Consider the following 17281-nt stretch of genomic DNA (forward strand, 5'->3'; position numbering starts at 1 on the left):
ATCATTGGCATCAAAGTCAAATTGAATGACCAGTGCCGACAAAGGACAAATATGCAATCATCATCACCCACTTCAGCAACATCCATAAAACCATCGCCCGTATTCGGCGACCTGCTGGCTGCCATTGCGCTGTTCATCGTGGCCATCCCGATCAGTCTCGGCATTGCCAGTATGCTGAATGTTTCGCCGTACGCGGGCCTGATCGCCGCAGTTATCGGTGGCACGATCGTGGGGTGGATTAGCGGTTCGCATACTAGCGTAAGTGGACCATCAGCCGGACTGGCGGCGATTATCCTTACGGAGATGGCCACCCTGCGAGGCTTTGAGATCTTCTTGTTCGCCTTGATGTTGGCCGGACTGATTCAAATCATCTTTGGTTTGATTCGCGTGGGAGATATTGCCGACTTTCTGCCTTCGAGCGTGGTGAAGGGCTTGGTTGCCGCAGTTGGCATCATCTTAATCTTGAAGCAGATCCCACACTTGCTCGGTCACGATTCCGATCCGATCGGTGAAATGTCCTTTTGGCAACCCGACCGTCAGACAACCTTTTCAGAGTTCTTAAAAATATCCGGCGATACGCATTTTGGCGCAGCCATGATCGGTTTGGTGTCGCTGGCGATTTTGGCTTATTGGGAATTCAGCAAGAATCGATCGATGAAGATCCTGCCTGCGCCGCTGGTGGTGATCGTCGTGGGCAGTCTGCTGGGATTGTGGTTACGGCAATACGACACGAATTGGAGCGGTCAAGCCTGGCACTTCTTGCGAGTGCCCGTCGCTGGAGCAATCGCCGATGGTCCTGCTCAAGTACTGACGTTTCCCAGTTTCGCGCAGTGGAACAATCCCACGATCTACATGGCCGCTATGTTGATTGCCGTGGTCGCTTCGCTGGAGACGTTGTTGAATTTGGATGCAGTCGACAAACTCGATCCGGAACTCAGACACTCACCGGCCAATCGCGAATTGGTTGCACAGGGCGTTGGCAATATACTCAGCGGATGTTTGGGCGGCTTGCCGATCACTTCGCGAGTTGTCCATTCCAAATTAGCCATGGATGCCGGTGGCAGAACTAAGCTGACGACCATCATTCACGGCTGCCTGTTCTTGTTATGCGTATGGTTGGTTCCCACTTACTTGAACTTGATCCCCTTATCGTGCATTGCGGCCATTCTGTTTTGGACCGGATGCAAGATGGCTCAACCTGCGCTGTTTCGATCGATGTGGGCCGAAGGTCGTTATCAGTTCCTACCATTTTTGTTGACGGTCATTGCTATCGTATTCACCGAAAAACTGATTGGAGCCATGATTGGCCTAACCGTTGGCATCGTCTTCATACTCAACAGCAACGTGCGACGTCCGTTGAAGAAGATCAACGAAAAGCATATCGGTGGCGACCTAACACGCATCGAGCTTGGTAACCAAGTCAGTTTCTTGAATCGCGCCGCCTTTGAACGCGCCTTGCGCGACGCTCGACCCGGATCGCATATCCTGCTAGATGCAACCAACACCGATTTTATTGATCCCGACGTACTGAGTCTGATTCGCGACTTTAAGGATCGCACGGCGCCCAAATACAACATCGCTGTTAGCCTGCGTGGCTTCAAGAGCAAGTACAGCTTGGGAAATGAAACCCAGTTCATCGATTATTCAACCCGTGAGCTGCAGCGAGATTTAAAGCCCGTCGAAGTTCTAAAGATATTGCAGGACGGCAACGAGCGATTTCAAGCTGGTCAACCACTGTTTCGAGATTACTCAACGCAGCTAGCCACGGCCGCACAAGGTCAATTCCCGTTTGCAGCCATCTTGAGTTGCATCGATTCGCGGGCGCCCGTGGAGACTATTCTGGACCTGGGGTTGGGAGATATCTTCAGCATACGCATCGCAGGCAATGTGGTTGGCCCCAAGGTTCTAGGCTCTCTGGAATACGCGTGCGGTGTAGCGGGCTCGAAATTGATTCTGGTGTTGGGGCACACCAAGTGTGGGGCGGTGACCGCTTCGGTCAATTTCACCTCCACGGGCACCAAGCCCGAAGATGCCACCGGGTGTGAGCATTTGGATTCCATCGTCGATCGCATTGCCCACTCGATCGATCTCGGTCAATGCCATGACTTGGATAAGTGCACAACCGACGAGCGATCGATTCTCGTCGAACAGGTTACACGCCAGAATGTGTTACATTCGCTGCGTCAGATTGTCGACGAAAGTGCGAGCTTGCGCAGACTAGCTGAAGAGGGCAAGATCGGTCTGGTCGGCGCGATTTACAACGTAGGCTCGGGCCGAGTGGAATTTCTATTGGACGACGCGATTGGCATCGGAACGAAGGAAATGTCGGCTACTTCGTCGCCTTAGCCCTCAATCCGATCGGGGTGCAATGGGCCTGCGGGTGGCACGGCCTCAAAACTACAGATACTCATGGAGTAGGAGTAGGAGTAGGAGTAGGAGTACGAGCAAGCATTGGTTACCCAATGCGTCGTTGCCCCTTCGCTAGTGAAGAGCATGCGTGTCAATTTCCTACTCCTACTCCTACTCCTACTCCTACTCCTACTCCTACTCCTACTCCTACTCCTACTCCTATTCCTATTCCTATTTTTTGCGTCGAATTTGGGCTGGCCCTACGGCCCTTCGATTCCACAACTTGTGATATTGCGATCCGGTGACGTGATCGCTAGACTCCGCGCCACTATGATTCGGCGTTTTACGGTTTATGTACTTTGGGAAGTCAGCAAACTTTTCCTGGTTGCGCTCTTGGCGTTTACCAGTTTGATCATGTTATTGTTCGTGGTCGAAAAGCTGGTCAGTGAGCGGGTCAGTTTCCTGGCAATCCTGGGGCTCATTCCCTATATTTTGCCCATCTCCATGCAGTATGCTCTGCCGGCAACGTTGTTGTTTGCCGTGTGCAGTGTCTTTGGTCGCATTGCGGCTGACAATGAAGTTTTGGCCGTCAAAGCCGCTGGTGTTCCACCGATGCGCATTATGGGCCCGACGATCATAGTCGGGTTTCTGTTCAGCCCTTTCGCCGTGTGGATGATGGACTTGGCGGTCTCCTGGGGTCGACCGGGGATGGATCGTGTGATCATGCATCATATCGAAGAGGTTGTGTATCACACTTTGCGCTCCACAGGTTCCTACACTTCCAGCGGGGGTTTCTCGATCATGGTTGATTCGGTTCAAGGTCATGAACTGATCAACCCGGAAATTACGATTCAGGGTGGCAATGACGGCCCGATCAATGTTTCGGCCCGCGTGGGCGAACTGCGATTGATTCCCGAACTCGAAATTTTGCGAGTGACGTTAAAAGATGCAATTTTGAATGTGGGAACAAGTACCGAATGTCGATTCCCCGAACCGTTTTCGCACGATATTGGTTGGGCGCAAGCAGCACGCAAAGGTCGTGAAGCTGGTCGGCCGGCCGAGATTCCACTGCGACAGATTAACACTGAGATAACCAACCAGCGCGAGATCATTCGCAAGAGCGAAGAATTGCTAGCCGCGCGAGCCTTGATGGGCTTGGCAGTTGGCCGCTACGATTGGCTGAACGCGCCGACAAGTGTTGAATCCAATGGCCGCATCTACGCCGCGCGCGAGCGTTTGGCCAGGTTAAACACGGAACCCTGGCGGCGTTGGGCTAGTGGTTTCAGCTGTTTCTGCTTTGTTTGGCTGGGAGTTCCGCTGGCCATTTGGTGCCGGACAGCGGACTACTGGTCCAGCTTCGGCATAGCCTTCTTGCCGCTATTGGTCGTCTATTATCCGCTGTTTGCACTCGGCTTGGAGCAAGCCAAAGATGGCGGTTGGCCACCCTACAGCGTCTGGCTCGGAAACCTGGCTTTGCTAGCAGTCGGCGGTTACTTTATGCGTAAAGTTCATATGAACTAAACTGCGAGGCGCTCGGCATGCGTTCTCATGGAACTCTGGGCCGATGGTCGGAAGAGACATTGGTTAGAGGGTTCTGAGCAGCTGGGGACAGCTGCTCTACAAGCCTTGACGGCTTCCGCTACGCGGCCCAGAAAATCTGCCTTGTACCCAACCGCCTGCCTCCGCTACTATTTAAAACCACATTTACTACTCGCCGGAAATGGTTCAGGAGGAACCTTCGACATGTCTCGATTGGTGCGTTGGATGGCCACGGCCAGCTTGTGTTTGGGTTTGTTGTCGTCGTCAACCATAGCAGCTGATCCACCGGCTGCGGCTGCTCCCAAAGATGACAATCCCATGTCGAAGTTACCTAAAGTGGTAGCCATGGTGGGTGGACTGACCATCACGCGAGAACAGCTTGGCCATGAATGCGTCAAGCGTCACGGGGCAATGGTCCTGGACAACTTCCTGAACAAACACTTGATCCTACAAGCTTGCCGAGCCAAAGGCATCAACATCACGACAGATCAAGTCAACGCCGAGATCGGTCGCATGGCTGGTAACTACGGTTTGACCACAGCTCAGTTCTTGAAGACCCTGGAAGAGAACCGCGACTATCCACCTGAGCGATATGCCAGTGAAATCGTGTGGCCCGTCCTGGCGCTCAAGGCTCTGGCTGCCGACAAGATTCAGATCTCGCGAGATGATGTGCAGAAGGTCTTTGCCAATGCGTATGGACCGAAGGTTCAAGTGCGTATGATTGCCGTCAGAGACCGCAAGACTGCTGACGAAATTCACCAGCAAGTTACGGCCGCGCCGGATACCTTTAAACGGCTGGCCAAAGAGAAGAGTATTGATGCCGCCAGTGCTAGTGTCGAAGGCTTGCTACCGCCGGTCTCGCAGTACAGCGGTGATGATGCGCTAGAAAAGATCGCCTTCCAATTGCAACCCAACCAGGTCTCGCCGGTCTTTCAGGCGGCCGACTTGTGGCTGATCCTACAATGCGTACGTCACATGCCTGCCAGCACGCCCGACGCCAAACATATCCCGATGATCGAGCAACGCATCGCGGATCAATTGCAACAGGATCGCTTGATCAAGGCGTCGGACGAACTGTTCAAAGAACTGCAGAAGGGATCGCAAATCGTCCAGGTTGTAGGCAAGCCTGAACTGGAAAAACAATATCCCAACGTAGCCGGTGTCATCAATGGTCAGCCAGTTGCCCTGGACCAACTAGCCGCTGAATGCATCACACGTCATGGCAAGCAAGTGCTCAAAGGTGAGATCAATCGCATCATCATTAGCTCGGCAGTTCAAGCCAAGCAGATAGTCATCACCAAAGAAGACATCGATGCTGAAATCGCTCGCGCGGCCGATGCACTTGGATACGTCAAGAAAGATGGTACGCCTGATGTGGATGCCTGGATTCAGAGCGTTCTCAAGGAGGAAGAAGGCGCTAGCTATGAACTGTATGTCAGCGATGCAGTCTGGCCGAGCGTGGCCCTCAAAAAGTTGGTGGCTGACAAAGTCGTAGTCACGGAAGAAGATCTTCAAAAGGGATTCGAATCCAACTTCGGTCCACGTGCAGAAGTATTGGCGATCGTACTGAGCAATCAACGCATTGCGGAACAAGTCTGGTCGGAAGCTCGCCAGAACTTGACCGAAGCCAACTTCGGTGACCTGGCTGCTAAGTATTCGGTGGAACCAGTATCGCGCAGCAACTTCGGCAAGGTGCCACCAATCCGCCACCACTCCGGTCAACCCACGCTCGAAAAAGCCGCGTTCTCAATTCAAGCCGGTGAGCTATCAAGCGTGATCGCTGTCGGTGAACAATTCGTCATCATGTATAAACAAGGGCTGACGGAACCTATTGCCCCGGCTCTTGACGCCGCCATTCGTGCCGAGTTAGCCCGAGAAATCAGTGAGAAGAAGCTGCGAATTGAAATGCAGAATGAACTGGATCGTTTGCTCAAGTCGACCAAGATCACCAACTTACTGGAAGAAAAAATCGCTGCGACCCAACCGGCTGTCCAAGCCGCGTCGGCAAACATCCAAGTTCCAGTCAAACGCTAGTAGCCACCGTCGCCAGACGGTGGACTCGCTTGGCCGGACGGTGAACTCGCTTGGCAACAGAATCCACCGCTTGGCAGCGGTGGCCACCTGAAATCGCAAACCAATACTTTAAGCCGCAGCTTATTTCTGCTCCGCTGTGGCGATCGCGGCGGGTGCCGCTGTGGATAACTTGCCATCGACTTCATTGGCAACGATCACACCGTAATTGATTGCCCCCAGCCATCCCGACATGATGATGCCCACACTACCAGCGTGATACAGGCCGGGAATTTGTTGTGGGAGCGCACGGCTAACGGCCAGGCCTTCGAACTTGGTGCCGAAGCTGGCACCTTGCAAATGATGCGTGTAATGCTGAAACGTCTTGGGCGTGGCAGCTTCCACATGGTCGATCTTTTCACGAACGTTCGGCACGTATTGCTCCAAGGCAGCCAGCGTCGTTTCAATCAGTTCTTGCTTGCTGGCCTCGTATTGGGTTTCGTCCAAGTTGGCCCAATCGCTGTAGTTGGCATTGGTGCTGCTAACCACTGCATAGCGACGCTTGGCAGTAGGACGGGTACGCGGATAGTAGAAACTGAAGGTACGGCTGGTGATGTTGCGGCTGAGCAGCATCTCGGTGCGGAACAGCGGGGCGGTGGAACAGAACAACAAGTCGCCGGTCGACTCGTCAATCTCTTCGCCTTCTTTCAGCGCCATATAAACTTGAGTGCTGCTGTTGTTCAGACGCACCGCTTCTGCATCGCGAACAAACTCCGGATCAAAATGTTCGCGACCGACGAGGTTGAAAATCGTACCGCGCAAGTTTGAATTGCTGACCACAGCCCGGCAGCGAATCCGTCGACCATTAACCTGTACGGCTTGGACACCTTGGCGATTGACTTCGATACGCTCGACATCGCAGCGAATTCTGGCATCTACACCGTTGCGTGTCAGTTCGGCTTGCATCTTGCCGACCAGGTCATCGGTGCCACCTTCGTAGATGAACACACCTTTGGCCATGAAGTTGGAGAACACGATGCCGTAGGTAATTGCCGGATCTTCCAGCGTAGAACCGTTGGCGTACGTTATCGGCTCCATCAGCAAACGCACCACGTCTTCACGTCCAGGAAAGAATCGTTCGAACAACTCTCGCGTGGTCACATCTTGGTCATCATAGAAGTTCATGCCCCGGGCCGTATCGAAGAACTCGTTGACCTTGGCCGCAGGGATCTGAAAACGCTCGACCAATAGCCGCGTAAAATCCTCGCGATTGAAGGTGGTGGTCAGCGAGAACATCGGATTATCGAAGCGAATGTTCTTCAGTTGCACGATGTTGCCGGCTATCTCGTCGTTCCAATAACGCCGGCAACTCTTGATCATGCCTGCGGGAAACCCATGCAACGAGATATCGAACGTATGGCTGCCCGGGCGTTTGAACCAGGTGGCCAGCCCGCCGAGTTTGTAATGTTGTTCCAGTAACAGTACGCGATGTCCGGCTCGGCCCAAAACGTTGGCCGCGGTCAAACCAGCCAATCCGCTGCCGATGACCACCACGTCGTATTCATCCTGACAGCCTTGCAAAAAGTCTTTGGGCATCTGCTCGCTCGAAAAACAAACAAAAAACGGCCGTAATTGAAGCCTTCAAGTTTACGACGGCCGCGGAAAATCGACTAGTCCACGGTCACCTCTACCGGCGAAGCAGAGATCGTGCAGCTTTTAACTATCGAGTTACAAAGGCCTTAGGGTGGCACTGGCTATGCGCAGCCTTGCCAGTGCCACCCAGAACCCTAAACGCCATGCAATTGAACGACCAGGCAAGAGTATGGAAAACAAATAGGCAACGCGTCCAAAGTCTGGCGACTTCGGCGACACCCCTCCCGAAGCCTGGCTAACGCTGGCTTCGACCTCCAAATGCTGCGTATGGAGAGGTGACTGCAGAGGTGACCGCTTACTTTCGCGATTGGCACGCAGAGGTTAGCTTATTCGTTTTCCACCCTATTACGCCGGCAGTTGGAATTGAACATGGACGCAAGTTACGAGAGTTTGGGCAGCTTCTACCTGGGCAAGAAATACGACCTGGATAATCGCAAACTGCTGGATGATCTGGTCTGTTATGACGCCAAAGATCTGACGACTCACGCCATGTGTGTGGGCATGACCGGCAGTGGGAAGACGGGTCTATGCCTGTCGCTGTTGGAAGAAGCTGCCATTGATGGCATTCCGGCGATTTGTATTGATCCCAAAGGCGACTTGGGGAATCTGCTGTTAACGTTCCCCGAGTTCAAACCAGAGCAATTTAAAGAATGGCTAGAAGAATCAGAGGCACAGCGCAAAGGCATCTCTTTGGACGAATTGGCTGCGCAGACGGCCACCAAGTGGCGCGATGGCCTGGCATCGTGGCAGCAGTCACCTGAGCGCGTGGCCAAGTTTCGCGATTCCGTCGACATCTCGATTTATACACCAGGCAGCAATGCCGGTCTGCCTATGACCGTGCTGCGCAGCTTTGATGCCCCACCCAAAGAGGTGCTGGAAGATACTGACTTGTACCGCGAGCGGATTTCGGGTGCGGCTTCCGGGTTGCTGACGCTGCTAGGTATCGATGCCGATCCCCTGACCAGCCGCGAACATATTCTGCTGTCCAACATCTTCACCGACGCCTGGAGTAAAGGTCAGAACCTGGAACTCGGAACCCTCATTCGGCTGATTCAAACACCGCCCATCAGCAAGATAGGTGTTTTTGACTTGGAGAGTTTTTATCCCGCGGCCGATCGCATGAAGATGGCGATGACGCTCAACAACTTGTTGGCTTCGCCCAGTTTTGCAGGTTGGCTGGAAGGTCAACCGCTAGATATCAAGAGTCTGCTTTATACGGCTGAGCGCAAGCCCCGCTTGTCGATCATCTCGATCGCACATCTGAACGATGCCGAGCGCATGTTCTTTGTGACGATCTTTTTGAATGAGTTGCTGGGGTGGATGCGCACACAACCGGGAACCAGCAGTCTGCGAGCTCTGTTCTATATGGATGAAGTTTACGGTTACTTTCCACCCTCGGCCAAACCGCCCAGCAAGCCGCCCATGTTGGTACTGCTGAAACAAGCCCGCGCGTTTGGACTGGGCATTGCATTGGCAACGCAGAACCCAGTCGATTTAGACTACAAAGGCTTGGCTAATATCGGCACGTGGTTCTTAGGCCGCTTGCAGACCGAACGCGATAAAGCGCGAGTGCTCGAGGGACTGGAAGGTGCTGCGCAGCAAGCTGGGGCCAAGTTCGATCGCAATGCGATGGAACGAACGCTAGCGGCGTTGGGCAATCGCGTGTTCTTGATGAACAACGTGCATGACGACAGCCCCACTGTGTTTCAATCTCGCTGGGCACTGTCGTTTCTGCGGGGCCCCTTGGCTCGTCAAGACATTCAGAAATTAATGGCTCCGCGAAAAGCCGTCGCACCGCCGCCCGTATCGCAACCAATGTCAACCGACTCTCCGCCGTCCTCAGCCCCGGCCGCCGTTGCTCCGTCGGCAGCCAAATCCACTGGTCACAACAATCGTCCCATCGTGGCGGCCGACGTGGTGGAGCGTTTCGTCGAGCCCACCAGAACTCCGGGCACAAAAGACACCGTCGAGTACCGACCGGCGCTATTGGGTAAAGTGGCAGGCCACTACGTCAAGGCCTCTGCCGACCTCGACTCATGGGTTGATATGACCTGGCTGGCTGGCAGCGATGGTCCATTGGCCGATGACGTGTGGGAAGATGCCAAACGGCTAACGGGTGAAGCCTGGGAATTGTCCAAAGAGCCGTCCTTCGAGGATGCCGCCTATACGGAATTGCCAGATACCATGTTGGCCGGACGCAACTACAAGAAATGGCAAACTCAGCTGAAAGATTTCATTTATCGACATGAACCATTAAGAATTTTTGAATGTTCAGACCTGAAAGCCTTCAGCCAACCAGGGCAAGACGAACTGGACGCGCGATTGGGTTTGGAGCAGAAACTGCGCGAGCTGCGCGATATCGAAAAAGAAAAACTGCGCAGCAAGTATGAAACTCAGGTGCGGGCTTTGGAAAGCAAGATTGCCTCAGCGGAGCAGCGGGCCTCGAAAGAGAACAGCCAATTCATGGGCAGTGCCATCGACATCATAGGCGGCACAGTACTGGGCATGTTACTGGGCAACAAACGTTCGCGCGTCGGAACCACCACGCGCGGTATTGGTAAAGCTGCACAGCAGCGCTCGCAATCGCAAAATGCACAGCGAGAACTCGAGCGTTTGCAAACGGAACGCGCGGAAATCATTGAGAAAGCCGAAGCCGAGATCGAACAGCTGAAGAATCGTTTCTCTGTCCACGGCATTACTATGACGCCGCTGGACATACCCTGTCGCAAGAGTGACACACGCATCGATCTAGTCGCCCTGGTCTGGGTTCCGTACGCCATCGATGCCAGTGGTCGCGCCAAGGCACTGGTAACTGTGGCATAGGCTTCCAGCCTGTGTGTGGCATAGGCTTCCAGCCTGTGACGAGTGACCAGCAACTGTCCCAACAACCGCCCCAGTTCGGAGGCCCACACTCATCGCACCGTCCATAGACAAATCAGTAACTTGCAGTTAGCTTTACGCACTGTAGTATGGAGGCGAGCTAGTTCACAATCGTTTCATTGCATGGCCAGTTACGAGGTATCCGATGTCACTTTCCAGTCAGCGTTACAATGCCGCCGAGAAATTGAAAGATGCAGGCAAACTGCCTGAAGCTGCTCAGGCGATCGAAGAGTTGTTGAGCGATGACCCCGATTATGTGCTCGGCCATATGATGCTTGGCAAAATCTACGTCGATTTGGGTCGATACGATGACGCGATCAATCACAACCTGCGGGCTGTTGAACTGGAGCCAAACGAACCTCTGAACCACTCGGCCCTGTCGGTCAGCTATCAACGTGCCTGGGAAGGCACGCGCGATCCACGTTACATTCAAATGGCAGAAGATTCATTAGCCCGCAGCAATCGCTTGCATGGCGGATAACGGTACACCGGCTGGATGCTGGTGCCGCACGCAGACACCTTGATAGGGAGTACCAATCAGATGGGGCAAATTGGTGGCCTGATCGCCGACGCGGGCAGTGTTGGCATGCGTTACGCCAGGCGTTTGTTGGACAGCATTCCGGCGGAACGATTTGCGAGGATTGCTTGTCCAGGTGGCCAGGCGGTCCCATCGAATCATCCTGCCTTCAATGTGGGCCACTTGTCGCTCTATCCACTGAAGATTGTGGAACTGCTCGGCCAAGACAAAGCTTCTGCCACCCCACCGCCGCGTTTTGTGGAACTGTTTTCCAAGGACGAAAAGTGCGAGGACGACCCATCGGGCGTCAAGTATCCGGGCAAGGATGAAATTCTAACGGTTTTTCAGCAGACCTACGAAGCTGCGTTTGCCGCGTTGCGCGTTTGCGATGATTCGCTGTTGCTGGCACCTAATCCAGCCGATTCTCCTCTAAAGCATCTGTGTCCCACATTGGGCTCGATGTTGGCGTTCTACGCTGTCGGCCATGTGACCTCCCATTTGGGCCAGATCAGCACTTGGCGGCGAATGGAAGGAATGCCCGCAGCCTAGCGCCTAATGTGGCATAGGCTTCCAGCCTGTGGTATGTGTGCATAGGCTGCCAGCGTTTGTCTTGTGGCCTAGGCTTCCAACCTGCGGTATGTGGGATAGGCTTCCAGCCTGTGTTGTGGCATAGGCTTCCAGCCTGTGTTGTGGAATAGGCTTCTAGCCTGTGTCAAAGTTATCCTGCCCAACTTAATCGCAAAAGTCTGTGGCCCCGAGCATCCCACATCGGGAGCAAAAGGCTAAACCAATAGGAATAACCAGGAAACTAAATCATGGACCCATCCTGGACCAAGCAGACATGGCTATTGGCGAGCATCCTGCAACGCGTTGGTGAGTGTTTAAAGGTACCCCGCGAAGCTGCCGACATTCACCAAGTCCTACGGGCGCTGGACGATTCAACCGATCCCCAGGTGGCGCAGCCGTTGGGTTTGTTGGCTTTGGCTGGCAGGCAACTGGAACTGCGTTTGGCGGCCACGGAGTTGCGACCACGCGATGCCTGGACGTTGGTGACAGACGGGTTTCCTGTCGTCCTGGATTTGGGCGACGATAGTTGGCTATTGCTCAAATACAAGACGGCCTGGCGGTTGGAAGCGCTCAAGCTCAAAGCCTCTGCCAATTCGTCCGAAAGCGAACCACTGCACGTCACGATGCAACAACTGAAAGGTTTCTGGGGTGGGCAGCAGCGTTTGGGGGCGCTGATTGCACAAGGTACAACGGCTCACAATGCAGCCCACGTGCGTTACACCGGAGCGGTTTCAACAGGTGGCAATGATGGCCAACACTCCCACAACCACGCACATCATCACGACCATGGCCACCACCTTTCGCCCTTGAAGCGATTGTGGGGCCTACTGAGGCTGGAGGCCCGCGATATTTGGACGATCACGCTCTTCGCCCTGGTGGCCGGAGTGCTGGGCCTGGCCACTCCCTTGGCCGTAGAATCACTAGTAAACACAGTGGCCTGGGGCACCTATCTGCAGCCGCTATTTGTGTTGACCACGCTGCTGTTTGGTTTTTTGGCCTTCGCAGGTTTATTGAAACTTTTACAGCAGATCATTGTCGAGATCATACAGCGACGGATGTTCGTGCGCATCGTGGGCGATCTGGCTCATCGATTCCCCATGGCCAAGCGATCTGCCTTGGAGAGCGAACATCCCTCCGAATTGGCCAATCGCTACTTCGACATCATGACTATCCAGAAGTCTACGGCCAACATGATTCTGGATGGCATTTCGATCGTATTGCAGACTGCGATCGGCTTGGTTTTGCTGGCCTTCTATCATCCATACCTGCTCGGCTTCGATATTATTCTGCTGGTGGTGATGACGGTGTTTACTTATTTGCTCGGCAGGGGCGGCGTTCGCTCGTCGATTGCCGAGTCGCGAGTCAAATATGAGCTGGGCCATTGGCTACAAGATGTGATCTCGATGCCCACGGCCTTTCGATTGCATGGTGGGGCCGGTTACGCGGTCGATCGCGCCAATCGCTTGACCGTGCAATACTTGATGGATCGCCAAGACCACTTTCGCGTTTTGGTGCGCCAGTCAGCGTTCGCGTTGATACTCTTGGCGGTGGCGTCGACCGCTCTGTTGGGAGTGGGGGGCTGGTTGGTGATCCGCGGTGAACTGACTTTGGGACAGCTGGTGGCCGCTGAGCTGGTGGTAACGGCGATTGTCGGAGCATTCGCCAAGATTGGGAAATCGCTCGAATCGTTTTACGATCTCTGCGCAGCCGTAGACAAAGTTGGACACATGTTGGATCTGCCTTACGATCCGCCGGCCATGGATCGCAGCGCGGAGAGCGGACCGCCGCGCATTCGGTGGCAAAATTTACCGATTAAGTTTAATGAATGTGCTCCCAGCGACACCGTGACTATCGAACCGGGCAGCCGACTTGCAATCACTGGTCCTAGCGGTAGCGGCAAGAGTCGACTGCTGAACATTCTGGCCGGACTGGTCGAGCCTTCACAAGGTTTCGCCGAAGTTGCCGGCTTCGATTCACGCGACGCTTCGCGCGTATCGGATGGCCATCTAATCTCGATGGCTCGTCACCCCGAAATTTTTAATGGTTCGGTGCTAGAAAATATAAGATTGGGGCGGAATTGGCTGTCGAGCGCCGATGTCAGGCGCGCGTTGGAAAGAGTCGGACTATGGGAAGAAATTCTCGCGCTCCCGTTAGGTTTGGATGCAGAATTGCAAACCGGCGGTTATCCCCTAACGTATGAACAAACAGTGCGATTGAGCTTGGCACGAGCCCTGGTTTCGATACCCAGCGTTCTGCTGATAGATGGTATGTTGGATCTACTAGATCCAGACAGCCGATATCACCTATGGGCACAGCTCAATCAGAGCACAGAACTAACGACAATTGTCCTCTCCACCCACGATCCCCAACTTGTGAGGCAATGCACTAGCGTACTGACTTGCCAACCCAATACCATTCACGATCAATCGCACGGTTCGACAGAGAGCTCCATTCATGGATAAAGCACTTGATCAAAAATTGACCGATCATGCGCTGAATCATTTGCGGCCCGAACAACAACTCGGCCAAATGTTGCCGGCCATCCATTTGGTGCGCACCAATTGGCTAGTGCGCTTGGTGGGCAAGGTCACCTTCGTCTTCTTGGTCTTGGCCATCATTGGCATGGTATTTTTGCCTTGGCAACAGTCCGCTGGCGGCAATGGGATGGTGGTGGCTCGCAATCCGCAGGAGAGGCCACAAATCGTCGGCAGTCCAACCGATGGGGTCGTCAAGAAAGTCAGGTCAGATTTAATCGAAGGAGCCATCGTCGCCAAAGATGAACTCCTGCTGGAGATCGAACCATTCGCGCCGGATGAACTCAATCAAGTCCAATCGCAAGTCGCACAGCTGCAAGCCAAACGGGATGCGACGCAGATTGCGCTGGATGTCGCCAAGCAGAACGTTAGCTTGCAAGAACTTAACGGGCTCAGCATTATCACCTCCGGTGAGAAAGACGTCGAAGCTGCTGCCAAGAAATGGGAACAGCAGAACAACGAAGTCGAAGTGCTCACTGCCGAATTGAAACAGAAGCAATACGAAAAGAAGCAAGCCGAAGCCCTGTTTCCCAAGAGTCTCATTTCGGAAGTTGAATACAACAGCAAGCTCAATGCATTTGACCAGGCAGTGTCGAAAAAGGAAAAAGGACAAGCCATGGTTCAGGAGTTCCTCAATGCCCTGAATTCAAAAAAGGACGAGCTGGAAGCCAAACGCAAAGAAGTCCAAATCAAGAATGGTCAGGCTGAGGCCAAACTTCAAGAAGAGAAACAAAAGCTGGCCACCGTCGAAAAAGAACTCAGTGAACTCAGTGTCAAACTGGGGTCTCTGGGGCGACTAAAGGTCCGCTCGCCAGTCGACGGTGTATTGTTTGAGATTTTCGGGATCGAAGGAGCCAACACGGTCAAAAAAGGCGATGCGCTCTTTACTGTCGTACCGCAAGTAACCGACATCGCCGTCACGCTCAACGTGGCTGGTCGCGACATGCCGCTGGTGCATGTCGGTGACAAAGTTCGTATGCAATTCGAAGGTTGGCCAGCGGTGCAATTTGTGGGCTGGCCGTCGGTGGCGGTCGGCACCTTTGGAGGGCAAATTGCGGCCCTCAGTCCCACCGATGACACGCGTGGAAATTTTTCGGTGCTGGTTGTACCTGATCCAGAGGAGCCTCAGTGGCCGGATAACCGATATCTTAGACAAGGCGTGCGTACCACTGGCTGGATTATGCTCAAGCAAGTCTCTTTGGGTTATGAAGTATGGCGGCAACTGAACGGATTCCCGCCCGTGATTTCCGATCAAGAACCCGGCAAGGGCTACCAATCATCGGACAAAGGCAAGGAAGGCAAGAAGGTCAAACTGCCCAAGATGTAGCGCCTCCGCGCATTGGGCGATGGCGAGCCATGCTCATTGCAGGTTTGGTTTACAGTTGCGATTCTTCTTTCTGCCTTGCTCAAGTTCCCGAAGCACCAGTCAAGTCGGCCATTACTTCGGGAGCCAGGCTGCTGCCTCCGGCCACCAATGATGGGCTGCGAGTGCCTCAACTACCGCAACCCTTTGCTCCAAGTCTCCCGCCGGCTCAACCGACCAATCCTCAATCCACGCCTGACAGTCAGGTGACACCATCTACGAATCCGCCCACACTACCGGCCAATGGCCAGCCGGAATCAGTCGTTGCCCCTGCGCAGCCGATTAACGTAGGTGATGAGTTGCTAGCCAGCGGGAAGTTGACGCTAGCGGATGTGGTGGCCAGCGTGGCTCGCGCCTTTCCGCTCATCGAGCAAGCGCGACTTCAGCGGGGAGTAGTCGGCGGTGAGCAATTGGCCGCAAGCGGCTTCTACGATCATAAACTGGAAGGCTATACACTTTCGGATCCCACAGGTGTCTATCGCAATTATCGTCACGGCATTGGTGTCGCGCGACAATTGTGGTGGGGTGGCTATCTGTCGGCCGGCTATCGCGTTGGTCGTGGCGACTTTGAACCGTGGTATAAAGAACGCGAAACCGACAAAAGTGGCGAGTACAAGCTCGGCTTGGTGCAACCGCTGCTGCAAGGTCGCGCAATCGATCCGGCACGTGTGGCGCTCTTTCAAGCTAACCTGCGTCAACAAGCGGTTGGTCCCGAGATCGATCGAACACTACTGCTAACCGCGATGGAGGGAGCGATTGTTTACTGGAACTGGGTAGCGATGGGCGGCAGCCTGGAAGCCCAGCGCGAATTACTCTCTCTGGCCGAAACGCGGACGCGTCAATTAGAAGATTTGGTCAAAGCTGGTAAGAACAAAGGCATTGATTTGATCTTCAACGAACAGTTGGTGGCCGAGCGACGGTTGCTGGTCATCGAAACCGAGCAGAAGTATCGCGAAACTGGATACAAGTTGTCATTGTTCTTGCGCGATGAAGCCGGGCAACCGATGGTGCCTTCAAGCGATTGGCTGCCCAGTAAGTTCCCGCGCATCGAGCGTTTGCCCCCCGGCGATTTTCCTGCGGATCTGACCGTTGCCATGGCGCAGCGGCCAGAACTACGTTTGATCAATCTCGAGTTGCAACAAGTTACCTGGGAAAATCGGCTGGCGCGTAATCAACTGTTGCCGCAGCTGGATTTAGTTACCGAAGGTTCGCAAGATGCCGGCGACCCGGCCTCCAGTGCCAACGACAAAAGTCGCTTTGAATTAGAAGTGGGTTTGCAAGGCGAAGTGCCTATCCAACGCCGCAAGGCGCGCGGCAAGATTCAGTCCACTGCTGCCAAGATGGCTCAGTTGCAGCAGAAGGTGCGTTGGCAACAGGACAAAATCGGCGCCGAGTTGCAGACGGCTCGCAATGCCCTCGACCAAGCTGCCCTGGGCGTCGAACAGGCCGAAGCCGCCCTGCGCAGCGCAATCACGACCCTCGATCGCTACAACTTCGCGTTCTTGCAAGGGCAAGTCGATTTGGTGTATTTGAACTTGTTGGAATCCAAAACCAACGAATACGAAATTAAGCTGATTGAATCGCAGTATAAGTGGTTTGCAGCTCTAGCCGAGATGCAAGCGGCTTTGGGCCTCGACCCAATCGAACAAGCCATCCGCATCAGCACCCTGCCCCCATCGGACGCCCCCACCCCACGCCAGCTACCCAAGCCAGCTCCCCAACCGTGAACCTTTGGAGTGCTGCGGCGCAGCCGTAGCTTTGATGTGATAACCCAACTGTACCGCAGCCGGTTCGAACTAGGTGACTCCAAGCGTCCAGCGTGACTCAGGCTGCGTTTAGAGACTACGCTTACATCAAAGCGGTGCCACA

The 17281-nt window shown here is 54.2% G+C and carries 10 protein-coding genes; 9 read left to right on the top strand and 1 reads right to left on the bottom strand.

Features of this window, described 5'->3' with window-relative positions:
- Positions 1 to 51 precede the first annotated feature (51 nt).
- The 3 genes from SH573x_RS18890 (at position 52) to SH573x_RS18900 (ending at position 5922) form a co-directional block, all read left to right on the top strand.
- Positions 52 to 2346, top strand: a complete 2295-nt coding sequence (locus tag SH573x_RS18890) for a SulP family inorganic anion transporter (RefSeq protein ID WP_479349261.1) — start codon at positions 52 to 54, stop codon at positions 2344 to 2346.
- Between the two features lie 333 nt (positions 2347 to 2679).
- Positions 2680 to 3870: an LptF/LptG family permease gene (locus tag SH573x_RS18895; protein ID WP_479349262.1), complete on the top strand. Its 1191-nt coding sequence runs from the start codon at positions 2680 to 2682 to the stop codon at positions 3868 to 3870.
- Positions 3871 to 4092: 222 nt separating this feature from the next.
- Positions 4093 to 5922 (top strand): peptidylprolyl isomerase, encoded by a 1830-nt coding sequence (locus SH573x_RS18900; protein WP_479349263.1) that lies wholly within the window; start codon positions 4093 to 4095, stop codon positions 5920 to 5922.
- 120 nt (positions 5923 to 6042) lie between these two features.
- Here SH573x_RS18900 and SH573x_RS18905 read toward each other — a convergent pair whose 3' ends face one another.
- On the bottom strand, positions 6043 to 7494 hold the full coding sequence (locus SH573x_RS18905) for a phytoene desaturase family protein (RefSeq protein WP_479349264.1): 1452 nt from the start codon (positions 7492 to 7494) through the stop codon (positions 6043 to 6045).
- Between the two features lie 426 nt (positions 7495 to 7920).
- Here SH573x_RS18905 and SH573x_RS18910 point away from each other — a divergent pair, with 426 nt between their 5' ends.
- From SH573x_RS18910 to SH573x_RS18935, 6 genes are all read left to right on the top strand, one after another.
- A complete protein-coding gene (locus SH573x_RS18910) occupies positions 7921 to 10374 on the top strand; it encodes an ATP-binding protein (RefSeq protein ID WP_479349265.1) in 2454 nt (817 codons plus the stop codon).
- 202 nt (positions 10375 to 10576) lie between these two features.
- A complete protein-coding gene (locus SH573x_RS18915; RefSeq protein ID WP_479349266.1) occupies positions 10577 to 10912 on the top strand; it encodes a tetratricopeptide repeat protein in 336 nt (111 codons plus the stop codon).
- Positions 10913 to 10972: 60 nt separating this feature from the next.
- On the top strand, positions 10973 to 11497 hold the full coding sequence (locus SH573x_RS18920; protein ID WP_479349267.1) for a DinB family protein: 525 nt from the start codon (positions 10973 to 10975) through the stop codon (positions 11495 to 11497).
- A gap of 266 nt (positions 11498 to 11763) precedes the next feature.
- The gene (locus tag SH573x_RS18925) at positions 11764 to 13977 is read left to right on the top strand and encodes a peptidase domain-containing ABC transporter (protein WP_479349269.1); all 2214 of its coding nucleotides are present in this window, start codon (positions 11764 to 11766) and stop codon (positions 13975 to 13977) included.
- Positions 13970 to 15376, top strand: a complete 1407-nt coding sequence (locus SH573x_RS18930) for an HlyD family secretion protein (RefSeq protein WP_479349270.1) — start codon at positions 13970 to 13972, stop codon at positions 15374 to 15376. The genes SH573x_RS18925 and SH573x_RS18930 overlap by 8 nt, the downstream gene beginning before the upstream one ends.
- A 29-nt stretch (positions 15377 to 15405) precedes the next feature.
- Complete coding sequence (locus SH573x_RS18935) at positions 15406 to 17139, top strand: TolC family protein (RefSeq protein ID WP_479349271.1); 1734 nt, start codon at positions 15406 to 15408, stop codon at positions 17137 to 17139.
- The last annotated feature ends 142 nt before the right edge of the window (positions 17140 to 17281 follow it).

It is taken from the genome of Rania fehmarnensis (assembly GCF_056494185.1).